We start from the raw sequence: 18,156 nt of genomic DNA, 5'->3' as shown, positions 1-18,156 counted from the left end.
CGGTTTAGAATTGATATTTTAAATAAGAATTGATTTGGTGGATCACCGTTCTGTTAGATAACACGTTGCTTCTATCGGTTATACCCAGCAAAACATTAACAGAAGTATTGGTTACATCTCTTAGTGTGAGTGTATTGGTGGTATTGGTAAATACAGTAACCTTGGCTGCATCCCCCGAATCGTTTTTAAGCAAACTCTCAAAAGAACCTGTTTTCTGTCCGTCGCTTGCTACTGTACTTTTAATAATATGGTATTGAATAAATTTAGCCACCTTGCTAATATCTCCGGCATCTGTTGGCGCATAATTTGGCGCTCCGTTGGCTAGTTTTGGCAATAATCCAGCGGTTACTGCAGCTTGTATAGCCGCATTTGTAGGGATAAAAACAGTGTAAGAGCTTCCATCGGTAACCCCTTGTATTGCGCCAGTAGCAGCTGTATAAAGCGTAACGTTATTTTTAAGGTACTGAAAGAAAGAATAATAAGGATCGGTTGTTAGCGTACCATATTTTTCGATATGCTTGCTTACCGGAAGTACAGTATACATCAGCACTTTGGCAGCATAGGCATCAGCACCGTTAACAGCCGTGGCAACCGAATCGATCTTAATACTTTTATCGGCAACTGCTGGTAAATCTTCAGTACCTGCTGAAGAGAAAAAACCCTTGTCGTATTTAATATATTCACCACCCGAAGTTTCTAAAATACCAGCTGTTGTGGCAAAATTCGGTACTGCACGATCGCCCAACGGGATAATGTGTGTTTGCAACAATCGCCTTAAAATATTGAGGTCGCCTCTAATTGGCGATGAAGGATAAAAGGGATCGTATGAGAATCCTAAACTTACCAATGTGGCATCAGGAATTGGAATAACAATATATTTTAAAGAGGCTGTTTTAATTGGAATAGCATAACCCAATACATCAAGTGCCTGTTTCATAATGTAATAGGTTGGATCTAAATTTACCTTGCCATAAACTGTTGAAAATACATTGGCATTTTGGGCAGCATTTACGCCATAGAACAATCCGTTACTTAAAAACTGTTTGTCTACCACGTTTGCGGGCGTAAGTTTAGTGACTTCGCCCAAAAAGCTGTTAACGGCATTAAACTTGGTTGGCCACACCGTAGTTCTATATAAATGGGAGTTGATAAAATCCCTGATAATATCGGATCTTAAAGAAAACAGTTCGTTCAGCTGTGCTTTATAGTTTCCGGGTTGCAACCTATTTTTTGCATAATATTTTAACAGCACCTTTGCATAGGCCTCAACCGCATCATCAGTTGGTGCAAAAATGGTGTACATGCCAATCTGCGCATCGTTGGCATCTTCTTTTAGATAATTTTCGTTGTTGGGCGAGAAACCTAGCAATATGCTATAGTTTTTAGCGTAAACGTTATCGCTTTTGCCTGTTAATACCTGGTAACGATGGGTAATATCAGTATTTAAATTATAGCTTACATATTTATCCAAAAGGGATTTGAAGGCACCATACTGTGTTTTAGTGCCAATATACTGATCGATACTTTGTGGCGGTGTAAGCACCTTATCTACGATGTGGATTACACCATTTTCGGCTACAATATCTTGCTCGATAATTTTTCCGGGGCCTACGTTTTTTCCGGTATACTCGGTATTGGGATAAAAATAATTATAATCTAAAGCACTAATGCCCGCAAAAGTGACAAAGGGGCTAAGAAAATAGGGCAGGTTTTTATTGTTAAAATCGGTTGGCAAATAAGTTCCGTTTCGGTTACCCGCAATTACCTTTATCGCTTTACCATCATTGTCTACCCCATCATAAACAAAATCGTAATAAACGGTACGTCGCCTAAAACCAACATTTTTAACGAAACCTTTTGCCGTTAAATTATCGCTTAAACGTTCTACTTTTTCTCCATCATAAGTCATTGAATAACGTACAATTGCCGAAGCGAGCGTTGCATTTATCTCGGTTAAGTTGTTTTCGGTCATGTAAGTGGTAAAAGCCGCATCTGTTGGCGCAAAAACCGTCCACGAACCTGCTTTGCTTAAGGTTTCCTTATAACCCGATTTATCTATACAATCTAAAAATCTGGTAAAATTCCCTTTAGCCTGAAGCTGTTGATAAATTGGATCGGCTAATGTTTCAGGACGGCCATAGAACTCATCAAATTCTTTTTTCCGGCAAGCGCTGAGAATGAATATAATCGCCAAATTAACGATTAAAAATTTTTGTAAAATTTTACTCATAGCAATTTCATTGGATAAACGGCCATTAAAATACTGGGCAATAAAAAGCTATGGATCTAAATCAATTAGAAATTAAGAAATGCAAAAACTGACTTAAAGGGTGAGTAGATTTTTACTGCATAGAATCGTATTAACGTTCGTTAATTAAATAGTTGGTTAAAAAGTTATTTGGTTAGTGAATTATTTCTTAAATATATAGAGGCATTACAAAATTTCCATCCTGTACTATCCTGTCTTCTTACTATAAAATATTATCATAAAAAGATAATATCAATCTTCGGTAGAGGTAAATCGTTTTAAGCAAGCCTAAACGCCTTTAAAAAAAATTAAACAATAGTATTGCTAATCAAAAAAACATTAACAGTACAAGAAATAAGACAAAATACGTGGGCCATCCTGCAATTAGCAGTTGCGTGTCATGTTGTTTGGTTTAAAACTATTTGCTATTCATCCAACCTTCCGGGATAGAAATCACACAGATATTTATGGATCGGTTATCTTCAGACAACATCGCTGATTGGATTTCGATTTTTTTACCATCAGGGCTCATGGTAAGATGCGGATGATCTGCAGCTGTTTGCTTATGTCTTGCAGAGAGCAGTTTCATTTCATGCGTTTTCCTATTAATCAGGTAAATGCTTCTAGAAAAATCGTCGCCAACCAATTGTGTCCGAATAATAATCTGGTTAATAATAATCAAGACAATAAGTTATGTGCAGATTTTTTATACTTAGGATGTATTAAACTGGCTGTACAGCTACGAGCTGCATTTCTTTTTCTTTTCCGCGGAGCTTAATTGCACCCAACATTTGCGTGGTATAGTGATCTGTTAACTGGAGTTCTTCAATTAGCGCTACCGATACCAGCATCTCCTGGTTAAACTCCTTACACATATTCTGGATTCTTGAAGTGGTATTCAGTACATCTCCGGAGTAGGTAATATCGCGTTTTATAATCCCCACTTCACCTGCTATAATCTTTCCGCAATGAATACCTGCTTTAAAAGCAGGTATTAAACCATACTTTCCAATGTACTTATCCCTCAGAAGTAACAGATGCGCTTTGATATCAAAAAAACAATTGATGCATTTATTGTTTCTTAATCCTTCATCATAGCGCCAGGCAATTACCACTTCGTCGCCCACATATTGATATATTTCTCCCCTATTTTCTAAAATAGGATTGGTAATATCAATAAAGATATCTTTTAATAATTCGTGGTATTTTTTATCTCCGAGTCTTTCGGCAATAGAGGTTGATGAATTTAAGTCGAGAAACATAAAGATCCGTGATTCTTCTTTAGGTGTATTATATTTTCCCCTAATAATATCCCAAAAAATCCCTTGTCCAAACTTACTGTTTATCTGTAGCAGCAATTGCGTTATGGAAACTACGATGGCCCACACTAATCCGTTTTTCAAAAATCTTTTCGAATCACCCAGTTCATAGAGGCTCAGTATCTCGTTTACAATCAAAATAACGCCTAAAAACGATCCTGCCACAATTAAAAGGGTATAACCATAAGGCTTATCATTGTATTTTACATTTACAAAGAATACAAGCAAGCTTCCGCCTAACAGTGCCCCAAAAAGGCCAATAACTGCATTTAGTGCAATTGAAGAAATTAATGAATAACCAGGCACTGGTCCTAAAGAATTCCGGGTATGCAGTACAAGATCCTCAAAAACTGCTATTACAACTCCAGTCATCATCCAGGCCAGGATAATGATCAATAATTGCTGAAGTTTCTGCTGTGTTTGGCGATTGATTTTTACTGACATCGTGATTTTTAATCAAAACTACTGACTCAATATACCTTAACTTTTTACTAAAATAATGAATATAATCCTATATGTACTGTGTTAACATCGAATAAAGGATTTTAAGGCAGTCTCAGCTTTCATCCAGATTCCCGGCATCTAAAAACTGTTCGCTGCCGCACAACCACTGTTCGGAAATGAACATGCCTGTACCTGCAATAAGGAAAAACAACCATTACAAAGCCATTAAGGTAACATTTGCTTTTTGGCACCCGCTTGGTTAACCACGAAACTGAATAATATAGTGTAAGCTGATTCTCATTAGCATAATGCCATGAGCTCAACAAAATTTTAACATTTAAATAAAAAACACAATGAAAACCTCAATTAAAGCACTAATCACCATGGTATCTGCTGTAATTACCTTAACGGCTACCCTTCCAAACAACTTAAGGGCTACAGAAAAAAACAGAACGATAATTTACAAGGTTCAAAACTTTAGAAGGATTGTGATAAAGGGCAATGTAGAAGTGACGTTGGTACAACGCCCCGCCATTGGAATATCTTATACAGATGATAATACCGGAAATGTGAAAGTTACCCAGCAGGGCGAGGTACTACGCATTACCGGCCTCGATAAAGAAAAATGTAACCTTGTTATTTATGTAAACGATATCTACCGCATTGAGGCTGATCAAAATGCTGTAGTTAAAACGGAAGCAAAGCTTAGCACTAAATTCCTTCAGATCATTCTTAAGGGAAATGCCTTTGCAGATATCGACACCAGTAGTGAGGGCTTATATACTGAAATTCTCGATAATAGTACATTAAAACTCAAAGGCAATACCAATCGCCATACGCTGGTTATGGGCAAAGCATCAAATTTGACTATCGATCGTTTTGCTGCCGCACAAACAGACGTTAGCCGGGTAGAAACCACAAAGGAAGAAATTGTTGCTCTTGTTCCTTAACTTGATTAAAAAATGGGATTGATTAATTTAGAACATGTTTAAAAGCACCTGATTCCTCACTACTGGAAGCTTAAAGGCGAATCCAGTAGTGTTATATCTGATAAATTAATATTCAGATATGGGAAATCGTTGTTAAAGGTGATTTAAATTTACAACAAAACGGATACAGTCTGACCAGCATATTCTTTCAAAGGCAGGTCAATGGTAATTGTTTGGGCATCAGTATCCTTTATCTTAATATTAATCTTTATTTTTTCATAAAGATGGGAAGGATCAGCAACGTTAATTTGATATTTTCCTTTCTCTAACTTCTTAAGCATTAATATTGATGGAATATCTGTCGATAAATTAACTTCATCATCTGTAAAAGAAATATTTCCTGCATAAAATACCATTTGCCATATCTTTAATCGATTATGATATACCGCCTGAAGCTTTTCATTATTGAACTTGATTGAAACACTTTTCTTTTCCAGATAATGTTTCATTTCAATAGAATTTTTGATAGTTGGCACTAAAATATACGCGTATTTCTCATTTTCAGGACGAATACCATGTTGCAAACTCAATTGAAAGACAGACTTCTGTTCTATTCTTTTATTAGCTTCATCACCAGTCATGCTAATCCCTGTCCAATCGCTTACCCGCTTTTCAGCAGTTAGATGTACATTGCCCTCTTGAGGAAATACGTATCCCACATTATCGTGCAGTATCCATTCTATTTGATTTTTAAAGGTTAGATTGAGTTCTTTTTTATAGCGGGTAATACGACCAGCAACGCACAATGTTAGTCCATTTTCGGAAAGAAATACCTGATTTAAAGTAGTACCAACTGGATGGGGTAGTGTTGATTTGATGCCTGATCCTAAGCATACAATCTCATCATCAAACATAAACCACGATTTTTTTGCTGACGTATATAGATCATTATCCATTACATAAGCGGTAGCTCCGTAACGTGAATCAGATACTCCACCTGAAAAAGGATGGGTTCCCCGTCTATCTCCTACACCTGGCGCTTTATCTTTAACGGTAGGCAAAGTATCTGGCAAGGTAGTCCCAGGTAGTTTAGTCCAATTCCATAGTGGAAATATATTGAAATATTCATTTCCTTTCACCTGAAGGTTCATGGTTCCTTCTGAGCCCCAAAATCCTTTCTGATTTTCCAGATTACCTATCTCCTGTGAGTACTTTCTGTTAGATACAGCATGTATCGACATAAAGTAAGAAGGTCGTACATGTACGGTATAATCGGTGTTCCAGTACTGACGGTGGAAAGGTGCTACTTTAAAGGAAACAGGTTCTTCACCTTTCATTCTTTTCCTAATAGCACTATATTGTTCCTTTCCTTGGGGATCGATATATTCTAACCTTTCGAGATATGATGAGTAGTCTTTTTGTATTACATCAATACGCGAAATTCCCCTACCCATAACATTCCAATCCATCCACTTACCACGGATAATGCCAAATATAGATTCTAAAATAAACTTTCGAAACAGATCCAGCTTCTCTCCTTTTAGTGCATATTTTGTTCCAAAAGTATATGCAGCAGATTTAATCACACTTGTCATAAATTCCACTCCATATCCACCGTTGTACAGATATCCATAGTGCATATCGTAAGAAAGATCGTATTGAATTCCTTCTCCGGCGGTATATTGAATAGGCAAATAAGCCTCTCTTACGCCTACATCCAACATTTTTTCATTCGCTAACAAAGCACCTATAAATATCCAGCCCATAGCAATCTGTGCTTTATTGGCCCCAAAATTAAACCTGTGCATCGGGTTATTCCGCCCGTTACTGGTAACCGAAGTATCTTTACAAATTACAGCCAGCGTATTTTTTTCCAATCCAGGGTCTAAGGGTAACTCGCTAAACCTCATATTAACCAAACTTAATGCTAAAGTTTGGGGGCGCGTAATACCTTGTTGATACCAATTGTCGCAATAAGGCAAAGGTTTATGGTTAATGAAATAGCTCAGACTTTTATGTATAGCTTGCCCAATCTGTTTGTTCTTATAATAACTACTTTTAGGAAATGAATAAGCTAACGTCATCGTTCTTATTCTTTCCAATACAGGCAACCAATCTGGTTTTATGCGTTTATGATCTGCATAATTTATAGATTCCCATTTTCCGCTCTTCAGATTTAAACTTACCAGATTATCTTTAACACGTTTGTCCAGACTCGTAACGTCCTTTACTTGGTCAATTTGCTCCTGATGAACCCGTTGTAATATGGTTTGAAATACCGACTGCGCTTTTGTATGGTTAAAAAAAATTGAATTAAGTGTAAATAAGAATACTAAAAAAACGGACTTCTTCATATCGGCAAATATAAATTTTCACTTGCTAATACCGAATTGGTAAAGGATATGATACCCATTTAGTGGATTGATGTTATATTCTTAAACAAAAAAGCAGCTCTTTTTCAGAACTGCTTTTAAATGTGGGGCTAAGAGCCAATCTCATTAAGTTAAGAATAAATCACAAAAAGATGTCACCCTGAGGGGTAATTTATTGTATAAAAATCAATATGAGTGACATACAATCGTTTCCCTTTTCCTACTGCTCGGTCTTGCCTCGGCTACCGATGAAAAATCGGTACAGGTCTACCGCCGCCGAAGGGCTCTTTCTTTTTGGCATCAAAAAGAAACAAAAACTGCCGGCTGAAAATTTTTCTTTCGAAGCTAGTGGGTTGGCTTAGACAGTGCAGCCCGAAAAATTTGATTTCTATGGTTTAAGCAACTAAACGTTGATAATTTTTTTCATATTTTTTATTTTGATTAACACATGCAAAAATCCGGAGTATGAGCTTATTTCTTATCGCATTTATTACTAGCATTTTATTCTTTTTCTCAATCTCTACCTTTCGTTTATAGAATTTCTTCAGATCACTATTATACCTTATAGCTATGAGTGCAGCCATGTGCAGCAAGGTCTTCATCTTTTTGTTGGCCATATGTGATACCCTTGCTTTTTTAACAACCCTTCCCGAATCATCGGTAAATGGTGCTACACCTGAATAACTGGCAAATTTCTTTGGGTTGTTAATATCCTTGAACTCATTTGTGGATATGATTACCTGCACTGCGGTTACTAGGCCTATTCCTTCTACAGATGTTATGATATCGAATAATTTTTTAAGTTCCGGGTCCTTATCGATGATACTGTTCAATGCCTTTTCTGTTTTTTCAATATCTGCCTGTATTGCCCTCAAGGTTGCACTACAGAGTCTATTGTTATCCTTTGCTTCTTTCTTATTGAGAAACGGGCCGTTTTCAATAAGGGGCACTGTCAACATCTTTTTTGCCTCTATCAAACGAAGTCTCATCGCGCTAAAATGGCTGATTTGCTGAATCACTGCTCGCTTAGGTTTCCATAAACGCAATTCTTCCCTATTCTTATAAGCGTAAGAGGCTATCCTTATTGAATCTATTTTGTCGTTCTTCCCTCTGATATTTCCCTGCGAGTTCCTGATGTGTGTAGCTGCCTCCAGAGATATACTTGCATTTTTCTTATGCAGGACATTCAACAAGTGGTTACAGTAAACCCCAGTATGTTCCATGCAGAAAACAGTACTAGAGAGTTTAAATCCAAGGATCTTGTCCAGCTCTTTTAAAAAGGCTTTAATCTGATTGGGCTGATTAGTTACCTCGCGGTGGAAGAGCAACTCCCTGCCACGTTGTACAGCAAAGTCCAATTCATCTTTTGATACATCAATTCCGATAAAAAAAGTAAAATCCATATCTTTATACTATTTAATTAAGAAAAGTTAACCGTTTTAAACTCCATCAACACCTTTTAACGAGCCTGAGAACTCAAATTTCTATTTGATGCCATGTTTAAAACAAGCGGTAAGGGATTTAATCAAATTTTAAGCCTCAAAGCTTAGTTAGGCCGATAATGTGCCCTTACCGTTGTTAACACTTAGCAAAGTACATTAATCTAATAAAATATTAATGCTTTCAAAGCTAAAGGTTAGGCCGGATTTAAGCAGAACGGAGATATCGTGCTATGGCCTAGCTGGATGGAAATACTAAAGCAGCTAAAGTCTTGATTAATAATGATTTGCAAATAACGTCAATGGTAGCGTAGTCGAAGGGCATTTATTTGTGATCTATCAATCTCGATAAGTCTTCGACTACGCTCTCCACAGGAGTCCTTTAGACAGACTGACGACCTCGGTGCTTATTTAACTTTGCTCTATTTCCTTCAGGCTATTCATTTTCTTATAAGCTAAGAATCCTTTTATATCTTCAAAGTGTTCACGAACACGTTTATTGCCAAATTCAAAAACTTTTTGTACTAATCCATCTAAGAAATCCCGGTCATGCGATACCAAAATCAAAGTACCGTCAAAATCTTTCAGCGCGTCTTTAATAATATCTTTGGTCTTCATATCCAAATGATTAGTTGGCTCATCCAGGATTAATACATTTACGGGTTCTAACAACAATTTAATCATGGCCAAACGAGTTTTCTCGCCACCAGAAAGTACCTTTACCTTTTTTGTGGTATCATCGCCACTGAACATAAAGGCGCCCAAAAGGTCTTTGATTTTTATCGAACCATCGCTTAACGGAATTTGATCAATAGTTTCGAATACTGTTAGGTTCTCATCCAGTAATGCAGCCTGATTTTGTGCAAAATAGCCGATTTTAGCATTGTGCCCTACTTTTAAACTACCTTCAAAATCGATCTCCGCCATAATAGCTTTAATCATTGTCGATTTACCTTCTCCATTTTTACCAACAAAAGCCACTTTTTCTCCTCGTTCGATCACCATAGATGCTTTTTCAAACACCACATGATCGCCATAAGTTTTGGTCAGCTCTTCTACCATTACCGGATACTGACCTGAACGTGGAGATGGAGGAAACTTCAATCGTAATGCCGATGTATCCACCTCGTCGATTTCGATCACTTCGAGTTTTTCGAGCATTTTCACACGCGATTGCACTTGTAAGGTTTTAGAATAAGTTCCCCTAAAGCGATCGATAAATTCCTGATTATCGGCAATAAAACGTTGTTGTTCTTCGTAGGCTTTCAATTGGTGCACACGGCGCTCGGCACGCAGTTGGAGGTAATGGGTGTATTTGGCTTTATAATCGTATATCCTCCCCATGGTTACCTCAATAGTACGATTGGTAATGTTATCTACAAAGGTACGGTCGTGCGAGATTACCATCACCGCTTTTGCAGAATTGATCAGGAAATCTTCCAACCATTGAATACTTTCGATATCCATGTGGTTGGTAGGTTCATCCAGTAAGATGAGATCAGGTTTCTTTAATAAAATTTTGGCCAACTCGATACGCATACGCCATCCACCCGAAAACTCAGACGTTTGGCGCGTAAAGTCTTTACGCTCGAAACCTAAACCTTTTAACACTTTCTCTACCTCTGCATCATAATTGGTTTCTTCAATCGAATAAAATTTCTCACTCAGTTCTGATACACGTTCGATAAGCTTCATATAATCATCACTTTCGTAATCGGTACGAATAGTAAGTTGCTCATTCAGCTCGTCAAGCTCTTTTTGCATCTGGTTTACCTCTGCAAAAGCTTTCATGGTTTCCTCAAAAACAGTGACATTATCATGAGTGAGCAAATGTTGTGGCAAATACGCAATCACAGCTTCTTTCGGGCCTGTTACGCTACCAGAAGTAGGTTTAGCTACATCGGCAATAATTTTTAGAATGGTCGACTTGCCTGCACCATTTTTACCCATTAAGGCGATTTTATCGTTCTCGTTTATCGAAAAGGTTACATCGCTAAAAAGGGTAGTTCCGCCAAATGAAACGGAGATATTATTTACATTAATCACGATTGGGAATATTAAATTCGCGGCAAAGATAAAGGAAAGCAGTTAAATTTTAGCTAGAAGATGAGACATAAAAAAAGGATCTCTTAAACGATTACAAGAGATCCTTTTTATACTATTAGGCTGCAGCGCAGCGGCAAACAAGTTTTACTATTTCAGTTCAACTTCGGCCAATACCGGAAAATGATCTGAAGGAAATTTACCAAAATAGGTATCCGTCAAAATGCCCCACCTGGTTGCTGTAAATTGTTTACTCATAAAGATATGATCAATTACGGTTTGCCCACGTGGCGTGCGGAACCCATTTGAAGATGAATTATTGGCATATGGAAATTTAACTTTTGCATGTGTATCTGATAAAACACCTGAAGTTGCGATTCTCTGATACCATTCGCTGTCTCTCCCCCCATTTAAATCGCCGGTTAATAAGGCGGGTGCAGTGCCAGCAATTTCAGCAATCTTTTTCAAGATCAGTTTACTGCTCTCCTTGCGGGCAATAACTCCCTGGTGATCATAATGTACGTTAAAGGTGTAAAATTTCTTTTTGGTTTTTACGTCTTCAAGAAACACCCATGAGCAAATTCTATTGCAGCAAGTGGCGTCCCATCCTTTCCCTGGTTGATCAGGGGTTTCAGATAACCAAAAGTCACCACTTTTAAGCAGTTTAAAACGGTCTTTACGATAAAGAATAGCAGAATGTTCCCCTCCATCTTTACCGTCATCTCTTCCCTTACCATATCGGGTGTATTCTGGCAGAGCATTAGAAATATCATCCAGCTGGTTCTTTAAACCTTCCTGAATTCCAAGTACATCGAACTTATGAAAGCGGATAAGGCTAGAAACAATAGGTGCTCTGTTTACCCATAAATTACCTGAATCAGCAGGGTTATCATAACGGATATTAAAGGTACCAATGGTAATCTGCTGCGCCTTCACCACCAATGTAGTTAAGGATAATAATGTTGCAGCTAATAATAATTTTATTTTCATTTTTATTTATCTGTTAAATCAGAAATTATTCCCAGCCTGGATTTTGTTTCAGGTTAGGGTTTCGTTGAAGATCGCTTAAAGGAATTGGATAATAATAATTGCGCTCATTCCATTTTCGTGGAATTTCTTTCATCCAGGTAAGTTCGCCATAACTACCGTTCTTTAACAATTGTGAATTGGTCGCACCACCAATGGTTGCAGAAACATCCACATAAGTTACACCTGCTACTCCAGGTGTTGGGCGTGTTCCCTGATAAAATGCAACATCCAGAATACCATCCTCATTTAAATCCATAGGAGTATTTAAAGCTGGCACATAGAAACCGTTCCATTCTTGCTCCATCAAAGGGCCTCTTTTCCATCTCAATAAATCAGCATAACGTAGTCCTTCAAGGCTCAACTCAATACCTCGTTCTCTCCTGATTTCCAATAAAGTGGCATCAGTAATCCCTGGAAAATAATTGGCTGTTAAATAAGGGTCGGCAAAGGTTGGTTTGATATTTAAACCTCCAGTAATTCCCGCTCTCGATCGTAGCGCACCAATAGTTAAAGTCCATTCCGCGTCTGTTAAGGTACCTAGCTCAGCTTTTGCCTCAGCGTAATTTAGCAGCACTTCTGCATAACGAAATAATGGAATTGCATTGGTGTTTAGGGCACCTGCATCAAAGTATGTATCATCAAGTGTATATTTGATTGGTTGGTAACCTGTAAAGGTATAAGAGAAAACGGGTGGTGCAGGTACCTGTTGCCCACTACTTACCCTTTTATAATCGCCTAAACGGATGGTTTGTTTTAATCTTAAATCACGATTTTTTACCTCTTCTTTAAAAAGCATTGTACTATAACCCGGATCGTTGGTATACGGTGTACCATCCAGTTTCAGGAAAGTATTAATAAAGGTGCGGGTAAAGCTTGCTTTTGCACCATAGGTACCACTGGTCCACCACCAATTGGCCTCATTTAATACGCCAAGGTTAACATCAGCAACAGCCGCCTGGAGCACTTCATTTATCAATGGCATATTGCTGGTAAATACCTGGCGATAAGATACCCCTGCACCTCCAGCCGTATTAAGTGAATAACCACCCTTTTTGATAATCTCATCGGCAGCTGAGGCAGCATCTTCCAGCCATTTGTTTGCAGTTGCACCCAAATTTAACTCGGTATGATATTTCCTATAGGTACCTTCAAAAAGACAGATCCGGGATTTGTAAGCATAGGCTACCCATTTGGTAATCGTGGTTCTACTGGCATCATTGGTAGCCAGAATGTTTGCACAGGCAAAATTGATATCGGCCAATACTGAATCCATTACCAGCTCTCTTTTATTTCTGCCTGCATTTAATGCCGGATCATCAATATCTAAGGGCTTGTTGATCCAGGGAACATCGCCAAAACGCTTTACCTTTTCCATATAAAAATAAGCACGGAAATAACGCGCTATCCCCAAGTAGTTATTGCGAACCGTTGCTGACACTGCGGGATCGTTACAGTTTTCAATAAAATAATTAATGTTCCTTAAATCTCTCCAGGTCCAGCCAGAGCTATTATTGGCGGCAAAACCACCCTGCCGGATAAAATCAGGTACAGATTTAACCGCAAGATAATCGGACATGGCGTCCTGGCTGGTTGAGTTTTTGGGAAGAAAATCCATACCATAAAAGGAATTGGTATATAATTTAAGCCCGTTCTCTGTACCGAACACCGCTTTTTTAGTTGCTGTGGATTCTGGTTGCTGATCTAACTTTTTGCAGGCTGCCAAAGCTAGGCAAGCCAAAAGAATCCAGATATATTGTTTTTTCATCATTTCTATTATTTAGTAATCAACAGCTTAAAAACCAATATTTAGTCCAAAGGAATAAGACTTCATTAAAGGGTAGTTATAGCCATCACCATTTGTACTGTTTGGATTCAGGTCCTGATCTGAAGGCACTGCATTTTCTACATCGATGGTATGTTTTACAATCTTATACATCGGCGAGTAGGTAAATAGATTTTCACCTGAGAAAAATACCTTCGCACTGCGCGCACCGATCTTATTTATCCATTTGCTTGGCAGGTTATATCCCAACTGAAGGTTTTTCATCCTTAGGTAAGCAACATTCTGCAGATATCTCGTTTGCGCCACGCCAAGTGTACGATTGGTATTGCTTGATGCAGCCCTCGACATTGTTCTTGGGAAATAGGCATCGGTATTTTGTGGTGTCCACATATTGCCCAAATGAAAAGTCGGTATGTTATTGTATGGCCTGTTATACTGCCCCCAGAACATTTCTGTTTCTGTGCTTGGGTACCATTGTTGTTTGCCTACACCTTGGAAGAATACAGAAAATGAAATATTATGCCAATCTGCACCCAGATTAATACCGTAAAGGTATCTCGGTGCGGAGTTACCGATGATTCTTCTATCACCTGATTTGCCTACTTTATTCTCACCTACGTTGATAAAACCATCTCCATTCAGGTCTTTAAGTTTGATATCGCCAGGGAACCATTTACCGGTTGGGGATGCTCTCATCTGTGGATCCTGTTTGGCGTGAGTTGCTATGTCGGCATCATCAATAAAGAAACCTTCGGTTTCATAACCCCAGATTTCCCCCAAAGTCTGCCCTTCATAGTAATCGCTTAGTAACTTATCCGGATTATTGTATTTATCGATCTTGGTTTTGTTATCAGAGAGGGTTAGCCTCACATTATATCTAAAGGGCTTATCCGACCTTCCAATCCGATCATTCCAACCTACCGAAACTTCCCAGCCTCTGGTTGTTAAGTCTGCATAGTTGCCTTTGGGAACATCGGCACCAAACACGGCAGGTGGCGTAAGGCCAAAAGTAAACATATCAGTAGTTTTACGGATATAAGCATCTCCAGTGAAAGTCAAACGTCCTGAAAGCATGGTCAGGTCTAAGCCAAAGTTGGTCGTTGTAGAGGTTTCCCAGGTTAAGCCGTCTGGCAGTACCGCCGGAATCCTTGTTGTTTGTGGCTTAACGCCATTCAGAATAACATTAGATTGACTGATATTAAAGATCTCCTGAAATGCATAAGAAGCAATATTACCATTTCCAAGAGATCCGTAAGAAGCCCTTAATTTTAAATCGGAAATAAATTTATCAGACACTTTCCAGAAAGGCTCTTTATTGATTCTCCATCCTGCTGAAACTGAAGGAAAAAATCCATAACGCTGATTTGAAGGGAATTTTGATGAACCATCATAGCGTGCATTCACTTCTACTAGGTAACGATCTTTAAAAGCGTAATTTAATCTGGAGAAACCGCCCAAAATTGCCCACTGTTCATAACCTCCGCCTGTATTGATTGATTGCCCCAAAGCAAGGTTGAGGTCTGTGGCGTCTTCGAAAATTATCCCATTACGCTGAATGGCAATACGGTTATAAGTAGATTGCTCATAGTTGTAACCTGCCATTACTTTTAAATAATGATCGGCACCGAAACGGTTTTCGAACTCAGCATAAATATTAGTGGCAAGGTAATTGGTTTCACGCTTATCGAACAACAGATCGTTAGTGGTTGTGCCCACGTAAGCCGTTACCCCGCGTACATTGCTATAAGGTACCTGCACTCTTTTCTGTTCGATATCGTTATTGGTATTGCGGAAGGTAAAATCGGCATTTATCCTTAATTTATTGTTTAAAAAATTGCTCCTTAAGCCCGTAATATTCCTAAAAACCTGGCGTCGGGTATCAATCCCGTTCTTCCCATAGATAAAATCACCTATGGTATAGGCAGATGCAAAAGTTAATGATCCATCTGGATTAAATAAAGGCATTGTTGGTTTTCCTTCATCGGCAATGTTCCGCCATATACCACCACCCTCACCAACGTTAATTGGATTGTGATAATTCATTACAGAGTAATCGGCATTGTTTTCGATACTCAGCCATGGAAAAACCTGAACAGAACCTCTTGCCCGGATATTTTTCATATCATAATCATCGCTGTTATATCTAAACAAACCGTCCTGATTTAAAAAACGGCCTGAAACCAGAAACGAAGCTTTATCACCACCGCCACTTACCGACAGGTTATTTTCAAAGGCAGCAGTATTCTTTTTATACAATTCGGCATAATAATCAGTGCTACCATAATAAGTGTACTCTCCTGTAGTTGGGTTAACCTCAATCTGATTGTAAGACTGACCAGATTCTGCCCTCTTCTTAAATTCATCCAGGTATGCTTGCGAGAATTTCTGGGTTTTGTTCGCATTTTGAGGAAAAGCACCATCACCATTTACAAAAGCTTCGGCAAACATTTTTGCCCAGGTGTAGCCATCAGTTACATAATCTGGAACCTGTAATGGGCTTTTTATAGCATAGTTGGATGAATATGAAATACTTGTGCGTCCTTTTTCAGCTTTTTTAGTCGTGATCAGCACAACCCCAAAAACGCCTCTTGCACCATAAATGGCCGCAGAGGCAGCATCCTTTAAGATGGAGACACTTTCAACGTCATTAGGGTTAAGCAAACTAGGATCTCCCTCAAAACCGTCAATAAGGATCAGTGCATTTCCACCCTGACCGATAGAAGTTGTACCCCTGATATTATAGCTTGGTGACTGTGTAGGCTTACCGTCCATCATTTTCAGATTTAGATTTGGAAGAAGTCCCTGAAGCCCCTGTGTAAGGTTGGTAATCGGCCTGTTCTCAATGCTCTTAGACGTAATCTGATCAACCGCCCCGGTTGCATTTTCTCTCTTCTGTGTGCCATATCCCACAACAATCACCTCATTTAAACTTCCAGTCTCTCCTTTAAGGGTTACATTTAGTGTGATTGTTTCGTTGCTTTTCGCTACAACTTTATTTAAGGTTACAGCCGTGTAAGAAATGAAACTTACCTGAATATTATAGGTTCCGTCCGGAACATTTACGCTAAAGCTACCATCAGGCTTGCTTTGTACAACTTTATTTAATTCCTTGATCAGTATGCTTGCACTAGAAAGTGGGTCGCCCTTTTCATCAACGATCTTACCACTGATGGTTCCTGTGCCTTGCTTTTTTATAGAATGCACTGCATTACCCCAATAAATCGCAGCGTTTGCAGGTACTGAGATTACACCGGATAATACACTTGCCAATGACGCGCATAGCAAAAACTTCCGCTTAAGCAGTAAAGGTTTTTTCATGTTAATTAAAAATTAGTAATCGGTCCTAAACCGTTTTAGTTTATATTCTCGGTCCCTTAGAATGCTGGCAAAGCTACTCCACCTATGTAAACACTATATTAACTTACTTTAATTTTTAAAGCCGAAACGAATTAGGTGATGAATGGCAAAAGTGAGTCATCCCAATTTCCAAAAACTGCGAGATACTCCTTTATAGCAAAAGCTTGGTTAAGGTTGAGCCTACAAATAGCGTAGAACACAGGGGTAAATAATCATCAATCGATAATGACGTTTTTCGGAATGATGCTCCCAGAAATTTCTTCACCGTTCAATTCCTTCAAAGTGGTTTCGATCATCAGGCACATTGCATTTAGCGCGAGATCGTTTGATGCCATGCCGAAAGGCTGCTCTATCTCATCTGCAATGGCCTCAAAGGCTACAAAAGTATAGGCAATAAAAGCTACGATAAACGGGGTAAGCCATTGGAGGCTATCAACCAGCCCGAAGGGCAACATAAAACAGTACAAATAGACAGTACGGTGCAATAATACCCGATAACTATAAGGAATGGGGGTAGAAATAATACGTTCACATCCACCAACAATCTCTGCTAGTTTATCAAGGTTTTCATCGAATCTCATCTGCTGTATAGTGTCAATGCAGCCAGTCCGGTGTGCATCAGCTACCCATTCGCTCATGAGTTTCGTAATCATAACAGGTTTATACTTTGTAGAGATAATAAAATTATAGTATGTTTCGCTAAGCCGTGCTTTAAGGTCCTGTTGCGGATCTGTATCCCTTAGCTGATGTTTGAGGGCATAGGCAAAAGAGACGAGAAGATCAATAAATTGCTGCGAAAGTGATCTGTCGATTGGGGGTTCCGGAAGCGTCAGTACCTGTCGGGCCAATGAACGCGTGCAATTCAATAGGGCTCCCCAGAGTTTCCGCGCTTCCCAAAATCTATCATAACTAACATTGTTACGGAAACCGAGGAACAGTGCGAGCACAAAACCAAATAAGGTTAAAGGTGTTGGATTTAAAGGGATTTTGAAGGAAAAGATTTTACCATTAAAGAATACAACGCCAACTGACAAAACAAAAAGTAATGAGAGTCTGGGAAGCAGCTTTGGAAGAACAGAACCATGCCAAACGAACAGCATTTTGAACCAGTTTTCCTTATTTCTAATTATCATACAGCATTTTGGCTTTAAGCATCTTTATTTATAATGTGGTCGCCCCCGTCTATTTCTTTT

Annotated in this window: 11 protein-coding genes; 1 reads left to right on the top strand and 10 read right to left on the bottom strand. The window is 38.7% G+C overall.

Features of this window, described 5'->3' with window-relative positions; all coding sequences use genetic code 11:
* Nucleotides 1-4 precede the first annotated feature (4 nt).
* From ACN9MR_RS06550 to ACN9MR_RS06540, 3 genes are all read right to left on the bottom strand, one after another.
* Nucleotides 5-2,230, bottom strand: a complete 2,226-nt coding sequence (locus tag ACN9MR_RS06550) for a fasciclin domain-containing protein (RefSeq protein ID WP_426328808.1) — start codon at nucleotides 2,228-2,230, stop codon at nucleotides 5-7.
* 436 nt (nucleotides 2,231-2,666) lie between these two features.
* Entirely contained in the window at nucleotides 2,667-2,930 is a 264-nt protein-coding gene (locus ACN9MR_RS06545) for a hypothetical protein (RefSeq protein WP_426328807.1), read from the bottom strand.
* 40 nt (nucleotides 2,931-2,970) lie between these two features.
* Nucleotides 2,971-4,011, bottom strand: coding sequence for an adenylate/guanylate cyclase domain-containing protein (locus tag ACN9MR_RS06540; protein WP_426328806.1), 1,041 nt, complete (start codon nucleotides 4,009-4,011; stop codon nucleotides 2,971-2,973).
* A gap of 353 nt (nucleotides 4,012-4,364) precedes the next feature.
* On the opposite strand from ACN9MR_RS06540, the gene ACN9MR_RS06535 reads away from it, so the two are divergent.
* Nucleotides 4,365-4,961 (top strand): GIN domain-containing protein, encoded by a 597-nt coding sequence (locus ACN9MR_RS06535; RefSeq protein WP_426328805.1) that lies wholly within the window; start codon nucleotides 4,365-4,367, stop codon nucleotides 4,959-4,961.
* Between the two features lie 149 nt (nucleotides 4,962-5,110).
* Here the strand turns inward: ACN9MR_RS06535 and ACN9MR_RS06530 are convergent, their stop codons facing one another.
* The 7 genes from ACN9MR_RS06530 to ACN9MR_RS06500 form a co-directional block, all read right to left on the bottom strand.
* Nucleotides 5,111-7,294, bottom strand: coding sequence for a polysaccharide lyase family 8 super-sandwich domain-containing protein (locus ACN9MR_RS06530; RefSeq protein WP_426328804.1), 2,184 nt, complete (start codon nucleotides 7,292-7,294; stop codon nucleotides 5,111-5,113).
* Nucleotides 7,295-7,707: 413 nt separating this feature from the next.
* Nucleotides 7,708-8,715, bottom strand: a complete 1,008-nt coding sequence (locus ACN9MR_RS06525) for an IS110 family transposase (protein ID WP_426328803.1) — start codon at nucleotides 8,713-8,715, stop codon at nucleotides 7,708-7,710.
* A gap of 447 nt (nucleotides 8,716-9,162) precedes the next feature.
* Nucleotides 9,163-10,797, bottom strand: a complete 1,635-nt coding sequence (gene abc-f, locus ACN9MR_RS06520; protein WP_426328802.1) for a ribosomal protection-like ABC-F family protein — start codon at nucleotides 10,795-10,797, stop codon at nucleotides 9,163-9,165.
* 147 nt (nucleotides 10,798-10,944) lie between these two features.
* A complete protein-coding gene (locus ACN9MR_RS06515) occupies nucleotides 10,945-11,784 on the bottom strand; it encodes an endonuclease/exonuclease/phosphatase family protein (protein ID WP_426328801.1) in 840 nt (279 codons plus the stop codon).
* Nucleotides 11,785-11,809: 25 nt separating this feature from the next.
* Nucleotides 11,810-13,591: a RagB/SusD family nutrient uptake outer membrane protein gene (locus ACN9MR_RS06510; RefSeq protein ID WP_426328800.1), complete on the bottom strand. Its 1,782-nt coding sequence runs from the start codon at nucleotides 13,589-13,591 to the stop codon at nucleotides 11,810-11,812.
* A 24-nt stretch (nucleotides 13,592-13,615) separates the two neighbouring features.
* On the bottom strand, nucleotides 13,616-16,924 hold the full coding sequence (locus tag ACN9MR_RS06505; RefSeq protein WP_426328799.1) for a SusC/RagA family TonB-linked outer membrane protein: 3,309 nt from the start codon (nucleotides 16,922-16,924) through the stop codon (nucleotides 13,616-13,618).
* 254 nt (nucleotides 16,925-17,178) lie between these two features.
* A complete protein-coding gene (locus ACN9MR_RS06500; protein ID WP_426328798.1) occupies nucleotides 17,179-18,096 on the bottom strand; it encodes a bestrophin family protein in 918 nt (305 codons plus the stop codon).
* Nucleotides 18,097-18,156: the final 60 nt, after the last annotated feature.

It is taken from the genome of Pedobacter sp. R-06 (assembly GCF_049913135.1).
Taxonomy (GTDB): Bacteria; Bacteroidota; Bacteroidia; order Sphingobacteriales; family Sphingobacteriaceae; genus Pedobacter.
The sequence above is the reverse complement of the archived record's forward strand: the minus strand, read 5'-3'. Positions and strand labels throughout refer to the sequence as shown.